The organism is Pseudomonas sp. efr-133-TYG-103a, assembly GCF_030209235.1.
GTDB lineage: Bacteria > Pseudomonadota > Gammaproteobacteria > Pseudomonadales > Pseudomonadaceae > Aquipseudomonas.
Genome location: NZ_JARVSK010000015.1, coordinates 69269 through 86194, shown reverse-complemented (window position 1 = coordinate 86194; position 16926 = coordinate 69269). Strand labels below are relative to the sequence as shown.

The following is a 16926-nucleotide window of genomic DNA, read 5'->3' as shown; positions in this document are numbered from 1 at the left end:
AATCCTTCTGGCAGCACTTCCGGCGCTTCGTCGGCGCCCAATCAGGCAGCGTCGGCAGGGCCAGCCCCGGCCCCGGCGGTCATGCCGGCCACGACCCAGCCTCGGTCGGCACGCATCAGGCTGGTGTCATCGATTCTGTTCGGCGGCGTTGCGCTGGCCGGCGTGCTGATTGTGCTCTACGCCTGGCAGCTGCCGCCGTTCAGCAGCCCCATCGAAAGCACCGAAAACGCACTGGTGCGCGGTCAGACCACCCTCATCGGTCCGCAATTGAGCGGTTACGTCTACGAGGTGCCGGTTCAGGATTTCCAGTGGGTGAAGGAGGGCGACCTGCTGGTCCGGATCGACGACCGGATCTATCAGCAGCACCTGGACCAGGGGCTGGCGCAGCTGGGCATTCAGAAAGCTGCGCTGGACAATAACCTGCAGCAACGTCGCAGCGCCGAAGCGACCATCGTTCAGCGCCAGGCCGCGGTCGCCAACGCGCTGGCGCAGAGCGACAAGGCCGCGGCGGATCTGCGTCGCAGCTCGGCGCTGGTCACGGACGGCTCGGTGTCGAAAAGCGAACTGGACGTCACCCGTGCCGCCGACGCTCAGGCCCGCGCGGCGCTGGCCGAAGCGCGCGCGTCGCTGGAAATTTCCCGCCAGGACCTGCAGACCGTGATCGTCAATCGCGGCTCGCTGGAGGCGTCGGTCAAGAATGCCGAAGCGGCGATCGAGCTGGCGCGTATCGACCTCAGCAACACGCGGATCACGGCGCCGCGCGACGGTCAGTTGGGGCAGATTGGCGTGCGCCTGGGCGCGTACGTCAACTCCGGTGCTCAGTTGATGGCATTGGTGCCGCGTCCCCGCTGGATCATCGCCAACATGAAAGAAACCCAGATGGCCAACGTGCGCCTTGGACAGCCGGTGAGCTTTACGGTCGATGCGCTCGAAAACCGCAAGATGCGAGGGCGGGTACAACGAATCTCGCCTGCGGCAGGCTCCGAATTCAGCCTGTTGCCGGCCGACAACGCCACTGGCAACTTCGTCAAGATCGCCCAGCGCATTCCGGTGCGCATCACGATCGACAACGATCAGGACGATGTCGATCGGTTGCGCCCGGGAATGTCGGTGGTGGTCAGCATTGACACCAGCCAGGACGGCCCGGTGCCACCGGACCCAGTCGACGGCACGGTGGATTCGCCGCGCTGACCGTCCGGCGCGGTCGGGCTAGACCATGCGTCGCACCGTGTTGTCTTTGCGCACGAAGTGATGCCAGATCGCGGCGATCACGTGCAGGCCGATCACGTAGTAGAAGATCGTCCCCAGCAGCACGTGGTAGTGCTCCAGGTTTTCGGCGGTCTCTTTGGAGATGTCGAACGGCGCCGGGATCGCCAGTGAAGTGAGCGGAACCGGCAACGCGCCGCGCTCCAGGAGGACGGTAAAAAGCCCCAGCAAAGGCTGCGCGAACAGAAAGGCATAAAGCAGATAGTGCGACAGCGTCGCTGCCAGCCGCAGCGCACCTTCCAGCGGCGGAGTGATGCCCGGAGGTGCGTGGCGGTGGCGCTCGGCCACGCGGAAAAACGCCATGATCAACACCACGATGCCTACCCAGAAATGCGTTTGCACGACGAACGTGCGCGGGTCGCTGCCCCGGGCAAACTGGCTGCGGCTGAGGATCAGGGCATAGGCCAGCACGATCAGGATCGCCATGACCCAATGAAACCAGCGGGCTTTGTAACTGTAGCGTTCGGGGTTGGAAGGTGTACTCACGGTCAGGCCTCTCGTTTTGATTTTTCTGGTTCTGCTGCGCCGTTGATAACCCAATGCGATGGTACTGTCGAGCCGGCGGGGACTTAGCGTCGACTTTGCAAGCTGCCAATGATACAAATTGTTTCTAACAATACATGAGATGTATCATCCAAATAAACATGGATAAATCAGCGCCCGTGAATATCTCAGTCCATTGTTCTGTCTGTTCGATAGTTTAATGAGGGTCCTAACTTTCACCCGTTTGAAGTTATCCGAAAAACGACTGTTAATGTTTTAAAGGACCTTTATCGAGAGAACGATGGACCGTTAGGCAGACCGCGTTATTAATCATTGAAAATCCCTCGATTCGGATTTGACAGCGCATCCGCATGGATCCATCTTTATCCCCCGAAGGCTGGAAGTCCCGGCCTGGCAGTCCATTCGGGCTGGCAGTTTGCCTGCTGTTCGCCAGAGTTTTCGCTTAAGTTTCGTATGATCAAGAGGCGCTTCGACATGGAAGTTTCGGTATTCGTTCGTCTGCAAGAAAGTATCTGTACAAGACGCTTTGTACGCCGGTTATTTTCGTTCCATGAATCGCGCTTTTATAAAACCCGTCACCGGCAGCCTGACGTTCACTTCGTGACGGGCCACTGGAGATGTCACTACGTGGACCCGTTCGCCCGGAAAATTTGCATATGAAGAAAGTCGTCATCACCGGTGCCGGGAGTGGAATCGGCATGGCTACGTCGATTGCCTGCGTCAGTGCAGGTTTCTACGTGATTGCGGCAGACAGCGACCGAGTGGGGCTCAAAACGTTACAGGCGCAGCTGCCGGTCCATCGGCTGGAAACCCATCTGGTCGACTTGTCCGGCACGCAGCTCAGCCAAGGGTTCATCAGCGATCTCTACGCCACCCACAAACATCGCACCCTGCATGCGCTGGTCAACAATGTCGGCGCGCAAACTGGCCAGGGCCGCGCGGCGTACAGCGAGCAGGACATCGCGGCGTTGCATGAGGTGAATTTCACTTCGCTGATGAATCTGTCATCCGATTTCGCCCGACAGGAACCCGATGCCCCGCATACGCGCAGCATCGTCAACATCAACGCTGCGAGCGAAGGCGCGGGCGAGGAGGCCTTTTATCATGCAACCGGCGCCCGGATGATCGACCTGACCCGCGCCAATGCATGGAGTTTCGGGCCCAGGGTGCGCGTCAATGCGGTGTCTTCGCCGCTGAATCCGGACGCCTTCGCGGCGAAGCAAAGCGTCGAAAACTGGCTTGGGCAACCTGCGTACGAGCACGAGCGACAGCGATTCGCCACTACCTCCTTCCAACCAGGCGCCGTGGCCGATGCGGTCATGTTCCTGCTGTCCGAGCACAGCCACCCACTGACGGGAAAAGTCATTGTCGCGGGCAATGCCACTCACCCTTTCTAGCGATCAGGAACCCGAGGCCCCTCGGATTTCAGGGAGAACACCATGCAACGCAAAAAGCTGCTTATCGTTGGAGCAGGCAGGCTGTGCCTGCAGATCCTGCAGGTCCTGGCCCCGCGCAATCAGTTCGAATTTCACGTAGCAAGCCGCGATCTGGAACAGGCCACGCGGCTGTGCAATCTGGTACGCCAGGCGGCGTTGCAGCTGAATGTGGTGGTTCAGATTCGCGGCTGGGCGATGGACCTGCGGGACGCCTGCATCGGCTGCAATGCCGAAACGCTCTCGAAGATCAAACCGGACATCGTCCTCAACTGCGCCTCGCTTCAGTCGACATCCGAGCTCACGGCCCTGGACAAGGAAAAATTCGACGCGCTGGACCAGGCCGGCTTCGGACCCTGGCTGCCGTTGCATCTGGCCCCGGCTTACGCCTTGATGCGTGCAGTCAAACAGTCTTGCCCCAAGGCATTGGTGGTCAATGCTGCGTATCCGGACGCTGTCAACGCTGTACTTTACAAGGTCGGCATGGCCCCGGATGTCGGTATCGGCAACATCGCCAATCTGGTTCCCGCCACCCGTTGCGCCATCGCTCGTCTGTCTGGCTCCGATCCGGTGAAGGTGTGCGTCAAGCTGGTCGGTCACCACTATTTCAGCCAGTACGTGCCGCGCTTCGGGCTGCCGGTCGATGCGCCGGAGCAGGGTTGCAGCCTGAGTTACTGGATCGACGGCCACGAATACACGGACGAATGGAGCGAGGAGGTGATCTTCGGTTGCGTGGCCGACGAATTTCGACGACTGGGCGGTGTGGACGCCCATTACCTGACGGCGATGTCGGCCGTCGCAGTGCTGGAAAACCTCTATTCGGACATCGAGGTGCGCGTCCACGCGCCAGGCCCGCACGGATTGCCGGGCGGTTACCCGATCAAGGTCGGCATGGGCAAAGTGTTGCTGGATCTGCCGTTCGGGGTGCGTCGCGAGGAGGCGATTCAGGTCAATGAGGCCGGCCAGCGACAGGACGGCATCCAGTCGATCCTGGCCGATGGCACGGTTGTGTTCGGCGACAAGCAATGCGAGCTGATGCGCAAGCTGTTGAATTTTCGCATGACGGACATGAAGGTCGGTGATGCGGCCGAGTGGGCGCGGGAACTGGCCTGCAAATTCCGCGCATATGCCCAGGATTCGCGACAGACCGCCAGCCACCTCCCGGTTGGCGGCTCCCCTGCATTTGCCCGGTGAGCGATGAACGCCGAATCATTCGGATCGGCGCGCGGCAAGACGCAAAAAACCATGGAACCTGGCCCGGTCTCAAGCTTCTTATCTCTTGTTCAGGATGATTGCGGCAGGTGTCGCGGCAGAACATGAGAGAGCCCTTGCATGAGCGATATCCACATCGGCATTTCCGGCTGGCGCTATGAGCCGTGGCGAGGCGACTTTTACCCTGAAGGCCTGGCCCAGAAGAACGAGCTGAAGTTCGCCTCCCGGGCGGTCAACAGCATCGAAATCAACGGCTCGTTCTATTCCCTGCAGTCGCCAGACCTGTACGCGCGCTGGTATGCCGATACGCCCAAGGGGTTTGTCTTCAGTGTTAAAGCCCCTCGGTATATCACCCATGTCCGCCGCCTGAAGGACATCGAAGAGCCCTTGGCGAACTTCTTTGCGTCGGGCATCTTTCGGCTGCGCGAGAAGCTGGGCCCGATTCTCTGGCAATTCCCACCGGCATTCAAATTCGACCCCGAACGTTTCGAGACCTTCCTCAGCCTGCTGCCCCATGACGGCAAGTCCGCCAAGGCCCTCGCCAAAAAGTGTGCGGCGCGGATGGAGAAGCCGGGGTATCTGGACATCCCGACCAAAGCCAGGCTGCGCCACGCGGTGGAAATCCGTCACGAAAGTTTTGCCGTGCCGGCGTTCATCGAGCTGCTGCGCAAGTACAAGGTTGCGCTGGTGGTGGCCGACACCGCCGGCAAATGGCCGTATCTGGAAGACCTGACCAGCGATTTCGTTTACCTGCGTCTGCACGGCGACAAAGCGTTATACGCCAGCGGTTACACACCGTCAGCGCTGAAACACTGGGGCGACCGGATCGACACGTGGCGCCAGGGCGCCCAGCCCGAAGACGCGCACGTCGCGCTGGACAAAGCGCCTAAGGCGCGCAAATCCCGAGACATCTACTGCTATTTCGACAACGACCTCAAAGTCCGTGCGCCTTACGACGCGCACACCTTGCTGGAGCGTTTCGAGCTGGCCGATGCATTGGAAGTCGCGCCCGGCGATCTACGAGGAGTGAGCTTTTGACCAGCGCCCTGATTCCTGACGAGATCGGCGGTCGACGTCAAAGCGCCTCGACCGTCGTCACGCTCAATATCCTGACCATGAACATGCACATGGGCTTCGGCTTTCTCAATCGGCGGTTCATTCTGCCCGAGCTGCGCGATGCCGTGCGCAGCGTGTCGGCCGACGTGGTGTTCCTGCAGGAGGTCCATGGCGAGCACCAGGATCATGCGCAGAACGTGAAAAACTGGCCGACCACCTCGCAGTACGAATTCCTCGCCGACAGCATGTGGAAGGATTTCGCCTACGGACGCAACGCCGTTTACCCACAAGGGCATCACGGCAACGCGTTGCTGTCCAAGTACCCGATCGTGCGCCATGAAAACCTCGACATCTCGATTCTCGGCACCGAAGAACGCGGCCTTCTGCATTGCGTCCTGCAGGTGCCGCACTTTGGCGAGGTGCATGCGGTCTGCGTGCATCTGGGGCTCAAGGAACATCATCGCCAGCAGCAGCTCACTCTGCTTGCCGAACTGGTCGGTCGCCTGCCGCCAGAGGCGCCGGTGATCATCGCTGGCGACTTCAACGATTGGCGCAAGAAGGCCGATGCCGTGTTGACGCCAACAGGGCTGCGCGAAGTGTTCGTCGAGGCGTTCGGGGCGCCTGCGAAAAGTTTTCCGGCACGGTTCCCCTTGCTGCGCCTGGACCGTATCTACGTGCGCAATGCGCGAGTCAGGACGCCCAAGGTTCTGTCGAACCGGCCCTGGTCGCATCTTTCCGATCATGCGCCTTTGGCGGTGGAGGTGACGCTATGAAGGCTTTCAGTGACATGTGTGGCGTCTGGCAAGACGGCAATTCGGTGGAGTTGCTGATCAATGGCGAGGACTTCTTCGCCCGGGTCTTCGACAGCATTCGCGCTGCCCGGCAGGAAGTCCTGCTGGAAACCTTCATCATTTTCGAAGACCGCGTCGGCGAGGGCCTGCAACAGGCGGTCATCGAGGCGGCTCGTCGTGGGGTGCGCGTGGTCATTACCGTCGATGACTATGGCACCAGTGATCTGAGTTCCGAATTCGTCGCGCAGATGATCGAGGCGGGCGTACAAATCCAGCTGTTCGACCCGCGCCCCAAACTCATGGGCATGCGCACCAACCTGTTCCGCCGCCTGCACCGCAAGGTGGTGGTCATCGACGCCGAACTGGCGTTCATGGGCGGCATCAATTACAGCGTCGACCACATGGCCGACACCGGCATCACCGCCAAGCAGGATTACGCCGTGCTCGTGCGCGGGCCGATCGTTGCCGACATTTACCGCTCGACGTTGAACATGCTCGGCCCGGCCGTGCGCAAGACGTTCACGCCGCTCAAACCGGTGACCCGTCAGGCGGGCAGCGCGCGGATGCTGATGGCCGAGCGTGACAACCGCCGACACACCACCGACATCGAAGAGCAGTATTTGCTGGCGATGCGCAACGCGACCCAGCGCATCACCATCGCCAACGCGTATTTCTTCCCCAGCTACCGCTTCCTGCGTGAGCTGCGCAACGCCGCGCGGCGCGGGGTGAAGGTCACGTTGATTCTGCAAGGTCAGCCCGACATGCCGTTCGTGCGCATGTGCTCTCGGCTGACCTACACCTGGCTGCTGCGCGAAGGCGTGGTGATCCATGAATACAAACAGCGCGCGTTGCATGGCAAGGTCGCACTCATCGATCACGAGTGGTCGACGGTGGGCTCCAGCAATCTTGACCCCTTGAGCCTGGCGCTGAATCTGGAAGCCAATCTGTTCATTCGCGATCACGCACTTAATCAGCGCCTGCACGAGCACTTGCGGGATCTGGCCCTTGCGCACAGCAAGCAGGTCAATCTCAAAGGCCTGGCCAAGGGGCAGTGGTGGCGTGCGCCGATGATTTTTTTCAGCTTCCACTTCCTGCGCCACTTTCCTGCGATTGCCGGGCTGTTTCCGGTGCATGGCCCACGCCTGAAGCCGGTGCGGGCGCCGGAGGTGATTCCAGAAGCGGCGGAATTGAAAAACGAGCTGTCGGCCGATCAGGAGAAGTCGCTATGAATGGAGTCTCACAAGCCCCGACCCGCGAACAGAATCAGGAGCACAACGGCAAGAACCGGCCCTGGCTGACGTGGGCCAAGCGCGGAGTGACAGTGTTTTTCTTCATTGCGGTGCCGGTCTTGCTGTTCACCCTGATGAAGAACCTGGACTGGAAAGAGGTCAGCCATGCGCTGCAGTCCTACAAGGCGAGCACGCTGGTGCTGGGCTTTCTGATTGCAGCGGGCAGTTACCTCACCTATTGCGGTTTCGATGTGCTGGCCCGGCGTTACACCGAGCACAAACTGTTGGTCTCTCAGATCGTGCCGGTGACGTTCGTCTGCTACGCCTTCAACCTCAACCTCAGTTCATGGGTAGGCGGCATCGCGCTGCGTTATCGGCTGTATTCGCGGCTCGGGCTCGACGTGCCGACCATTACGCGCATTCTGAGCCTGAGCCTGATCACCAACTGGTTGGGCTACATGCTGCTGGCAGGCTTTGTGTTCGCCGGTGATTTCATCGATCTGCCCGATGGCTGGAAGATAGGCGACACGACGTTGCAGTTGATCGGCTTCGTGTTGCTGGCGGTGTGTTTCAGCTATTTCCTCGCCTGCCGTTTTTCGAAGCGCAGGACCTGGACCATTCGCAAGCAGCAACTGGTCCTGCCGTCACTCAATCAGGCGCTGCGTCAGGCCTTGCTCGGCGCGCTGAACTGGGGACTGATGGCGCTGCTGATCTACGTGCTCCTGCCGGAAAAAGCATTCTATCCCGCTGTGTTGGGGATTCTTCTGATCAGCAGCATCGCCGGGGTGATCGCCCACATTCCTGCGGGGCTCGGCGTGCTTGAAACCGTATTCATCACGCTGATGCAGCATCAGTTCAGCAAGGGGCAACTGCTCGCCGCGCTGATCGGCTACCGGGTGATCTACTTCCTGATCCCGCTGATGCTGGCGGTGGTGGTGTATCTGGTGCTGGAAAAGCGCGCCAAAGCCATGCGCAGCAAGAACGAAGCGCGCCGGGAAGGATGACTGCGAAACGCCTGATGCGCTGCGGTCAGACTTGTGGACCGGTTTGCTTGCGATGACTGTATTCCGGTCATTGCAGGTGCAGCGGACTTACCGGCCTCTTCGCGGGCAAGCGCGCTCCTACAGAGGTTGTGCGACGCGGATTGGTTTCGGCACTAGGGCACAAATCCTGTAGGAGCGAGCGTGCTCGCGATGACGATATTCCGGTCATTACCTATGCATCGGACACACCGGCCAATTCGCGAGCAAGCTCACTCCCACAGGGATCTGCGGGCACTCCCGAATGCTCCGGCCAGAGAAAGAACTCCGTGGCGGCAGCTTGCTGGCGCCACAATGGACCGGGTCACCGCGATCAGTCCTTGCCTGCAAACATTCTCACCGCATCCACCGCGTCATTGGTTCCGGCGCTGATCTGCACGATCGCGCTACCGGCCTGATCCGCAAGGTCCACGCCCTTGGCCGCGTTGGTCCGGGTGTTGTCCATGCTGACGATGGCCTGGCGCGTCTCGTTCTGGATGACCTGAATCATTTCCGAGATCTCCTGCGTCGAGCGACTGGTGCGGCCTGCCAGTTGGCGAACTTCATCGGCCACCACGGCGAATCCGCGCCCCTGATCGCCTGCCCGCGCGGCTTCGATCGCCGCGTTGAGGGCGAGCAGGTTGGTCTGGTCGGCAATGCCGTGGATGGTGTTGACGATGGCCGTGATCTGCTCTGAGCGCTCGCCCAGTTGACCGATGATCCGCGATGAATCATCGATGTTCTGCGAAATCTGGCGCATTTCGCTGGCGGCCTGCTGGATCACCTGCGTGCCTTGCTCAGCGTATTTCTGGGTCTGCACCGAAATGTGATACGCCTGCGCCGCGCTGTGGGAGTCCTGCTCGTGTTTCTCGATACGTGCCGTGACGTCAGAGGCGAACTTGACGACTTTGCACAGCTTTCCGCAGGCGTCATACACCGGGTTGTAGGACGCTTCCAGCCAGAGTGTCTGACCATGCTTGCCGACGCGCTTGAACTGGCCGCTGAAGAATTCGCCTTTGTTCAGCTGACGCCAGAAATCCTGGTATTCGCCGCTGCTGACCAGTTCGGCGGGGCACAGGATCCGGTGGTTTTTGCCCAGCAGTTCCTGACGGCTGTAGCCCATCAGCCGCAGCAGGTTGTCGTTGGCCGCGATGATCTGACCATCGAGGCCGAACTCGATGACCGCCATGGCCCGGTCAATGGCCTGGAGTTTGTTCTGCGACTCGCGCTCGTTCTGAAGTTTTTCCGTCACGTCCACGGCGTATTTGACGATCTTGATCACCTTGCCCTCGGCATCCTTGATCGGGTTATAGCTGGCCTCCAGCCACACCGTGCGTCCGTCACCCGCCACCCGTTGAAAGGTCGCCGACACGAACTCGCCCGTGCGCAGCCGCGCCCAGAGCTGCGAATACTCGCTGCTGCGCACGTATTCGGCGGTGCAGAAGATGCGATGTTCCTTGCCGATCACCTGCTCGGGGCGGTAGTGCATGACGCGGTAGAAGTTGTCGTTGGCGCTGAGCACAACCCCGTGCAGGTCGAACTCGATGCTGGCCATCGAGCGGTTGATCGCTTCCAGCAGGCTGGTTTGATGGGAGACAGTGTGTTGCAGGGTCTGGATGACTTTATTCTTGGACGAGTCGAAAAACATGATGGCGGCTCTCGCAGGTGGAACGACGGAGCGGTCGTGTTCCCTGACCCTGTGAGCGCGGTGATGGCTCAACTGCCGTTTCCGTGAGCAGCGCAGATATCATCACAAACGTGATATCAAAAAGCTACTTACATCTTGTACAGCTCGTCGGTTTTGTACAAGGTTGGTCAAGCGGCGTCGAATTCTGCACCCGCCATTCTCACCGAACTGGCCGAGCGCTCGGCTGTTCAATCCTCGAAACCCACCTGTTCCGACATCTCGTCCACCTTCAACTCCAGCCGGTACGCCACGGCGATGAACAGTGCCTGGCACAGGCACAGCGTGGCGCTCAGGGAGCGGAAGGCGAACGAGCTGCCTTCGTTGACCAGCAGCACCGAGTTGGCGCGCTTGGCCAGCGGCGACAGGTTGCTGTCGGTAATGATCAGCGTCTTGGCCTGATGGTGTTGCGCGATGCGCAGGCAGTGCTGGGTTTCCTTGCCATACGGCGTGAAGCTGATGGCGATGACCAGATCGTTGGCGCGCACGCTGCGCATCTGCTCGCGGTAACTGCCGCCGAGTCCGGAAATCAGGTGAATGCGTTTGTTGGTGTGCTGCAGGTTGTAAACCAGGTAATCGGCCACGGCGAACGATCGGCGCACGCCGACCACATAGATATTGTCGGCATTGACGACCAGGTCGACGGCCTTCTCGAACGCTTCGTCGTCCAGTTCCAGCGCCAGCCGCTCGAGCCCGGACAGCGTGGCGTTCACGCATTCGCGCGCCAGGTCGCCGCCGCTGGCTTTCTGCGATTTGTTGGCGATCATGCTGCGAATACGCTGTTGGTAGTTCTGCACCGGCGTTGCCTTGTGCGTATACGCCTCGCGGAACAACGACTGCATTTCGCTGAAACCGCTGAAACCGAAGCGCTGGGAAAACCGCACGATGGCCGACGGATGCACCTCGCATTCACGGGCAATGTCGCTGATGCGGTCGACCATGATCCGATCACTCTGCTGGCTCATGTAACTGGCAATCCGCTTGAGCTGACGAGGCAGACTTTCGTACTCGGCGGTGATCAGCTTGAGCAAGGCGTCAGCCGTGTCCGGCGCGATGATGGGCGACGCAGCGCTGTCGTCGGTCTCGGGCAGGGAGGGCTGATCGGTGCGAGGCATACGGATGGATCCTTTGGCTTGTTCTTGTAAACGCGGCTGGCAGTTTAGCGTGGCTTGGCTGCGACTTGCCTCTGTTTAGCACGAAGGATGGGCATTTGCGCAAAGTGGAAAAAATATTCTACTTGAAAAAAATATAGAAAAAATCATTGCTCCTTGCCTTGCAGCGTTCTAGTCTGCATTCACGAACAGGGCTTCTCGCAAGCCCGGGCTTAATAAAAATAAAAGGAGCCAGCATGGGCCAGACTCGTTTTGCCAGCGCACGCCAACTGGACGTGATTTGCCTCGGACGTCTGGGCGTCGATCTTTACGCGCAGCAGATCGGCGCGCGTCTGGAAGATGTCGGCAGCTTCGCCAAATACCTGGGTGGGTCGTCGGCCAACATCGCGTTCGGCACCGCACGGCTGGGCGTCAAGTCGGCCATGCTGACCCGCGTTGGCAATGACCACATGGGCCGCTTCCTCGTCGAGTCCCTGGCCCGCGAAGGCTGCGACGTCAGCGGCATCAAGGTCGACCCCGAGCACCTGACCGCGATGGTGCTGCTCGGTATCAAGGATCGCGAAACCTTTCCCTTGGTCTTCTACCGCGAAAACTGTGCCGACATGGCGCTGCAGGCCGAGGACATCGACGAGGCGCAGATTGCCTTGAGCAAAGCGTTGCTGATCACCGGCACGCATTTCTCCACCGATCAGGTGTTCAAGGCCAGCAGCCAGGCGCTCGACTATGCCGAGAAGCACGACGTCAGGCGTGTGCTGGACATCGACTATCGGCCGGTGCTGTGGGGCTTGACCGGCAAGGCCGATGGTGAGACCCGGTTCGTGGCCGACCAGAAGGTCAGTCAGCATGTGCAACGTATCTTGCCGCGCTTCGACCTGATCGTCGGCACCGAGGAAGAATTCCTGATCGCCGGCGCAGCCACCGATCTGCTGACCGCGTTGCGCACGGTGCGCGGGCTGACCGACGCAACACTGGTGGTCAAGCTGGGGCCGCAAGGCTGCACGGTGATCCATGGCGCGATTCCATCACGACTGGAAGACGGCGCGATTTACCCCGGTGTACGCGTGGAAGTCCTCAATGTGCTTGGCGCCGGCGATGCCTTCATGTCGGGGTTTCTCAAGGGCTGGCTCAACGAAGACAGCGACGAGCGCTGCTGCCAGTTGGCCAATGCCTGTGGCGGCCTGGTCGTGTCGCGCCATGCCTGTGCGCCGGCGATGCCGACCCTGGCCGAGCTGGATTATCTGTTCAGCAGTCCGGTGCCGATCACCCGGCCTGATCAGGACGCGGTGCTGCAGCGTCTGCACCGGGTCAGCGTGCCACGCAAGCAATGGCAGCAGCTGTTCATTTTTGCGTTCGATCATCGTGGGCAATTGGTCGAGCTCGCCCAGAAGGCCGGGCGCGACCTGGCCTGCATCGGTCAGCTCAAGCAATTGTTCATTCAGGCGGTCGAGCGTGTCGAGGCGGATCTGCGCAAGCGCGGCATCGCCGCCGATGTCGGTCTGCTGGCGGACCAGCGCTTTGGTCAGGACTCGCTCAACGCCGCCACCGGCCGGGGCTGGTGGATCGCCCGGCCGGTGGAGGTGCAGGGCTCGCGGCCACTGGCGTTCGAGCATGGCCGCTCGATCGGCAGCAACCTGCAGACGTGGCCCCAGGAGCAGATCATCAAATGCCTGGTGCAATACCATCCGGACGACGAGTCGATGTTGCGTCTGGAGCAGGAAGCGCAGTTGATGGGGCTGTATCAGGCGTCTCAGGCCAGCGGTCATGAATTGCTTCTGGAAGTCATCCCGCCCAAGGATCACCCTTCAACGCACCCGGATGTGATCTATCGCGCGATCAAGCGCCTCTACAACCTCGGCATTTACCCGGCGTGGTGGAAGATCGAATCCCAACCCGCTCACGTCTGGGAGCAACTCGATGCGCTGATCCAGGCGCGTGATCCGTACTGCCGCGGCGTGGTGCTGCTGGGGCTCAATGCGCCGGCGGAAACCCTGGCCGCGGGTTTTCGTGAAGCCAGCCAAAGCACCACGTGCCGGGGATTTGCCGTGGGCCGGACGATTTTTCACGAGCCCAGCCGTGCGTGGCTGGAAGGCGAAATCGACGACGCCGGGCTCATCAGTCGGGTGCAGAGCACGTTCGGTTTCCTGATCGAGTCCTGGCGTGATGCGCGGGCGTGAGCCGGGCGCAGTCGGTATTTTCAATACGCGATAACAACAAAAAGGTGCAGCCATGCCCGCTTCCGCAATCCGAATTGGCATCAACCCGATTTCCTGGAGCAACGACGACCTGCCCGCGCTGGGAGGAGAAACACCGTTGAGCACGGCGCTGAGCGAAGGCAAGGAAATCGGCTATGCAGGCTTCGAGCTCAACGGCAAGTTCCCCAAGGACGCCAAGGGCGTGGCCGATGTGCTTCGGCCTTACGGTCTGGCGCTGGTCTCGGGCTGGTATTCGAGCCGGCTCGCCAGCCGCTCGGTGGCCGAAGAGATCGAAGCCATCGCCAGCCATGTCGAGCTGTTGAAGCACAATGGCGCCAGCGTGCTGGTGTATGGCGAAGTCGCCGACTCGATTCAGGGGCAACGCATCCGGCTGGTCGAGCGCCCGCGCTTTCACAGTGACACCGCCTGGCAAGTGTACGCCGACAAGCTGACCGAGCTTGCGCGCTTCACGCTGTCGCAAGGCGTGCGTCTGGCTTATCACCATCACATGGGGGCGTATGTCGAATCACCCGATGACATCGATCAATTGATGGCCCGCACCGGCAGCGAAGTCGGGCTGTTGTTCGATTCGGGCCATTGCTACATGGGCGGCGGCGATCCGCTGCAAGTGTTGCGCAAGCACATCGACCGGGTCTGTCACGTGCACTTCAAGGATGTGCGCAAACCGGTCGTGCAACTGGCGCGCAACAACCTCTGGAGTTTCCCGGACTGTATCGTCAACGGCACGTTCACGGTGCCCGGCGATGGCGACATCGATTTCGCCGCGTTGCTCGAGGTGTTGATGCAGGCCCGTTACGAAGGCTGGCTGGTGGTCGAAGCCGAGCAGGATCCGGCCGTTGCGCCCAGTTACGTGTACGCGAAAAAAGGCTTCGAGACGCTGCGCAATCTGCTGGCCGCCGCACACGAACACAACCCTGCACAAAGGAGCCTGTGAGCATGAATCTTCTCGTCAAGAGCAAGGCCGAAGGCCGCGATGTCGTGGCGCTGGCCGAGGGCGTGCTGGAATACGTCGGTTTTTCTGCCCATCGCCTGACGGTGGGCGAACGGCTGCCGGTCAGCTGCGGTGACAAAGAAATCTGCCTGGTGTTGCTCAGCGGACGTGTCAGCGTCAGCGGCGAATCGCCGGGGCAGGGCAGTTTCAGCTGGGAGAACATCGGTGATCGGCAGTCGGTGTTCGATGAAAAATCGCCCTTTGCCGTTTATCTGCCGCCTGACAGCCAGGCGCAGGTCACGGCCCTCAGTGCCGTTCAAATTGCGGTGTGCGCAGCGCCCGGCGATCGTTCCAAGGGGTTGCCAGCGCGGCTGATCCGGCCTGAAACCATGAAGCGCAGTGTGCGCGGCAAATCGGCGAACACCCGCTACGTCTGCGACATCTTGCCCGACAGCGAGCCTGCGCATTCGCTGCTGGTGGTGGAAGTGCGCACCCCGTCCGGGCACTCGTCCAGCTACCCGCCGCATAAGCACGACAAGGACGATCTGCCCCACGAAAGTTTTCTGGAGGAAACCTACTACCACCAGATCAGCCCGCCCCAGGGCTTCATTTTTCAGCGCGTGTACACCGACGATCGCAGCATCGATCAGGCCATGGCAGTGGAAAACAATGATCTGGTGACCGTGCCCAAGGGGTATCACCCGGTCAGCGTGCCCTATGGCTACGAGTCGTATTACCTGAATGTGATGGCGGGGCCCAAACGCGCCTGGCAATTTCACAACGATCCCGAGCATCAGTGGTTGCTGGATCTTTAACGCCATTTCTCAAGGAGCCACCATGAGCAACGCCCCGATTATCGGCCACTACATCAACGGCCAGGTGCACGACGCCAGCGAGCGTTTCAGCGATGTGTTCAACCCGGCCACAGGCGCAGTCCAGGCGCGGGTGGCGCTGGCCGAGCCGGTCACCATCGATCAGGCCGTGGCGGCGGCGCAGGCGGCGTTTCCGGCGTGGGCCGATCAGTCATCGTTGCGTCGCGCGCGGGTCATGTTCAAGTTCAAGGAACTGCTCGATCAGCACCACGATGAGCTGGCTGAGATTATCTGTCGCGAGCACGGCAAGGTGTTTTCCGATGCCAAGGGCGAGGTGGTGCGCGGCATTGAAATCGTCGAGTTCGCCTGTGGCGCGCCGAGTCTGTTGAAAAGCGATTTCAGCGACAACATCGGCGGCGGCATCGACAACTGGAACCTGCGTCAGCCGCTGGGCGTGTGCGCAGGCGTCACACCGTTCAATTTTCCGGTCATGGTGCCGCTGTGGATGATCCCCATGGCCCTGGTCACCGGTAACTGTTTCATCCTCAAGCCGTCCGAGCGCGACCCATCGGCGTCGTTGCTGATGGCGCGCCTGCTCCAGCAGGCGGGGTTGCCGGACGGCGTGTTCAACGTCGTTCAGGGTGACAAGGTGGCGGTGGACGCCTTGCTGCAGCACAAGGGCATCGAAGCGATTTCCTTCGTCGGCTCCACGCCGATCGCCGAGTACATCTACCAGCAAGGCACCGCTCAGGGTAAGCGCGTACAGGCGCTGGGCGGGGCGAAGAATCACATGATCGTCATGCCTGATGCCGATCTGGATCAGGCGGCGGATGCGCTGATCGGCGCCGCCTATGGTTCGGCCGGCGAGCGCTGCATGGCGATTTCCATTGCCGTGGTGGTGGGCGATGTCGGGCAGAAACTGATCGATGCGCTGTTGCCGCGCATCGATTCGCTCAAGGTCGGCAACGGCATGAACGCCGATTCCGACATGGGCCCGCTGGTCACGGCGGCGCACAAGGCCAAGGTGCAGGGCTACATTGATCAGGGCGTGAAAGAGGGCGCGAAGCTGATCGTCGACGGCCGCCCGTTCAATGTGCCGGGCGCCGAGAGTGGCTTTTTCGTCGGCCCGACGTTGTTCGATGACGTGACCCCGGACATGACTGTTTATAAGGAAGAGATTTTCGGTCCGGTGCTGGGCATCGTCCATGTGGCGGATTTCGCCGATGCGGTCGAGTTGATCAACGCTCACGAGTTCGGCAATGGGGTGTCGTGTTTCACCCGCGACGGCGGCATCGCCCGGGCGTTCGCTCGCAACATCAAGGTGGGCATGGTGGGCATCAATGTGCCGATTCCGGTGCCGATGGCCTGGCATTCGTTCGGCGGCTGGAAGCGCTCGCTGTTCGGCGACCATCACGCCTACGGCGAAGAAGGCCTGCGCTTTTACAGCCGCTACAAAAGCGTCATGCAGCGCTGGCCGGACAGCATCGCCAAAGGCGCAGAATTCAGCATGCCGACGGCGAAGTAAGCGTCTGAGCAGCGGAATGATCGTTCCCACGCTCCGCGTGGTAACGCCGCCACTGACGCTCCGCGTCAGACCATCGACGCGGAGCGTCCCGTGATGCGTTCTCACGCAGAGCGTGGGAACGATCAATGCGTGAGCCGAA

General features: G+C 60.9%; 13 protein-coding genes and 2 pseudogenes. 11 read left to right on the top strand and 4 right to left on the bottom strand.

What is annotated here, in order from left to right:
- Positions 1-81 precede the first annotated feature (81 nt).
- Entirely contained in the window at positions 82-1191 is a 1110-nt protein-coding gene (locus QRN36_RS13495) for an HlyD family secretion protein (protein WP_373568747.1), read from the top strand.
- Positions 1192-1209: 18 nt separating this feature from the next.
- On the opposite strand, the gene QRN36_RS13490 is transcribed toward QRN36_RS13495, so the two are convergent.
- Positions 1210-1692: a cytochrome b gene (locus QRN36_RS13490; protein ID WP_373568746.1), complete on the bottom strand. Its 483-nt coding sequence runs from the start codon at positions 1690-1692 to the stop codon at positions 1210-1212.
- A 734-nt stretch (positions 1693-2426) separates the two neighbouring features.
- Here QRN36_RS13490 and QRN36_RS13485 point away from each other — a divergent pair.
- The 6 genes from QRN36_RS13485 (at position 2427) to QRN36_RS13460 (ending at position 8495) form a co-directional block, all read left to right on the top strand.
- The gene (locus QRN36_RS13485; protein ID WP_285424482.1) at positions 2427-3167 is read left to right on the top strand and encodes an SDR family NAD(P)-dependent oxidoreductase; all 741 of its coding nucleotides are present in this window, start codon (positions 2427-2429) and stop codon (positions 3165-3167) included.
- Between the two features lie 42 nt (positions 3168-3209).
- Complete coding sequence (locus QRN36_RS13480) at positions 3210-4397, top strand: hypothetical protein (RefSeq protein WP_285424481.1); 1188 nt, start codon at positions 3210-3212, stop codon at positions 4395-4397.
- Between the two features lie 138 nt (positions 4398-4535).
- Positions 4536-5453, top strand: a complete 918-nt coding sequence (locus QRN36_RS13475; protein ID WP_285424480.1) for a DUF72 domain-containing protein — start codon at positions 4536-4538, stop codon at positions 5451-5453.
- Positions 5450-6244: an endonuclease/exonuclease/phosphatase family protein gene (locus QRN36_RS13470; protein WP_373568745.1), complete on the top strand. Its 795-nt coding sequence runs from the start codon at positions 5450-5452 to the stop codon at positions 6242-6244. Before QRN36_RS13475 ends, QRN36_RS13470 begins: the two co-directional genes overlap by 4 nt.
- Positions 6241-7491: a cardiolipin synthase ClsB gene (clsB, locus tag QRN36_RS13465; RefSeq protein WP_285424479.1), complete on the top strand. Its 1251-nt coding sequence runs from the start codon at positions 6241-6243 to the stop codon at positions 7489-7491. The genes QRN36_RS13470 and clsB overlap by 4 nt, the downstream gene beginning before the upstream one ends.
- Complete coding sequence (locus QRN36_RS13460) at positions 7488-8495, top strand: lysylphosphatidylglycerol synthase domain-containing protein (protein WP_285424478.1); 1008 nt, start codon at positions 7488-7490, stop codon at positions 8493-8495. Before clsB ends, QRN36_RS13460 begins: the two co-directional genes overlap by 4 nt.
- 349 nt (positions 8496-8844) lie before the next feature.
- Here QRN36_RS13460 and QRN36_RS27580 read toward each other — a convergent pair.
- The 3 genes and pseudogenes from QRN36_RS27580 to QRN36_RS13450 all read right to left on the bottom strand — a co-directional run.
- A pseudogene (locus tag QRN36_RS27580) lies at positions 8845-9276 on the bottom strand (methyl-accepting chemotaxis protein); the annotation flags it as partial.
- 105 nt (positions 9277-9381) lie between these two features.
- Positions 9382-10065 (bottom strand): annotated as a pseudogene (locus QRN36_RS27575) (PAS domain-containing protein); the annotation flags it as partial.
- Positions 10066-10385: 320 nt separating this feature from the next.
- Positions 10386-11309, bottom strand: a complete 924-nt coding sequence (locus tag QRN36_RS13450; RefSeq protein WP_285424476.1) for a MurR/RpiR family transcriptional regulator — start codon at positions 11307-11309, stop codon at positions 10386-10388.
- A gap of 233 nt (positions 11310-11542) precedes the next feature.
- On the opposite strand from QRN36_RS13450, the gene iolC reads away from it, so the two are divergent.
- The 4 genes from iolC to QRN36_RS13430 are packed head-to-tail and all read left to right on the top strand — an operon-like array spanning position 11543 to position 16787.
- Complete coding sequence (gene iolC, locus QRN36_RS13445; RefSeq protein ID WP_285424475.1) at positions 11543-13480, top strand: 5-dehydro-2-deoxygluconokinase; 1938 nt, start codon at positions 11543-11545, stop codon at positions 13478-13480.
- A 52-nt stretch (positions 13481-13532) separates the two neighbouring features.
- Positions 13533-14453 (top strand): myo-inosose-2 dehydratase, encoded by a 921-nt coding sequence (gene iolE / locus QRN36_RS13440; protein WP_285424474.1) that lies wholly within the window; start codon positions 13533-13535, stop codon positions 14451-14453.
- A gap of 2 nt (positions 14454-14455) precedes the next feature.
- Positions 14456-15265, top strand: coding sequence for a 5-deoxy-glucuronate isomerase (gene iolB / locus QRN36_RS13435; RefSeq protein WP_285424472.1), 810 nt, complete (start codon positions 14456-14458; stop codon positions 15263-15265).
- 22 nt (positions 15266-15287) lie between these two features.
- On the top strand, positions 15288-16787 hold the full coding sequence (locus QRN36_RS13430; protein WP_285424471.1) for a CoA-acylating methylmalonate-semialdehyde dehydrogenase: 1500 nt from the start codon (positions 15288-15290) through the stop codon (positions 16785-16787).
- The last annotated feature ends 139 nt before the right edge of the window (positions 16788-16926 follow it).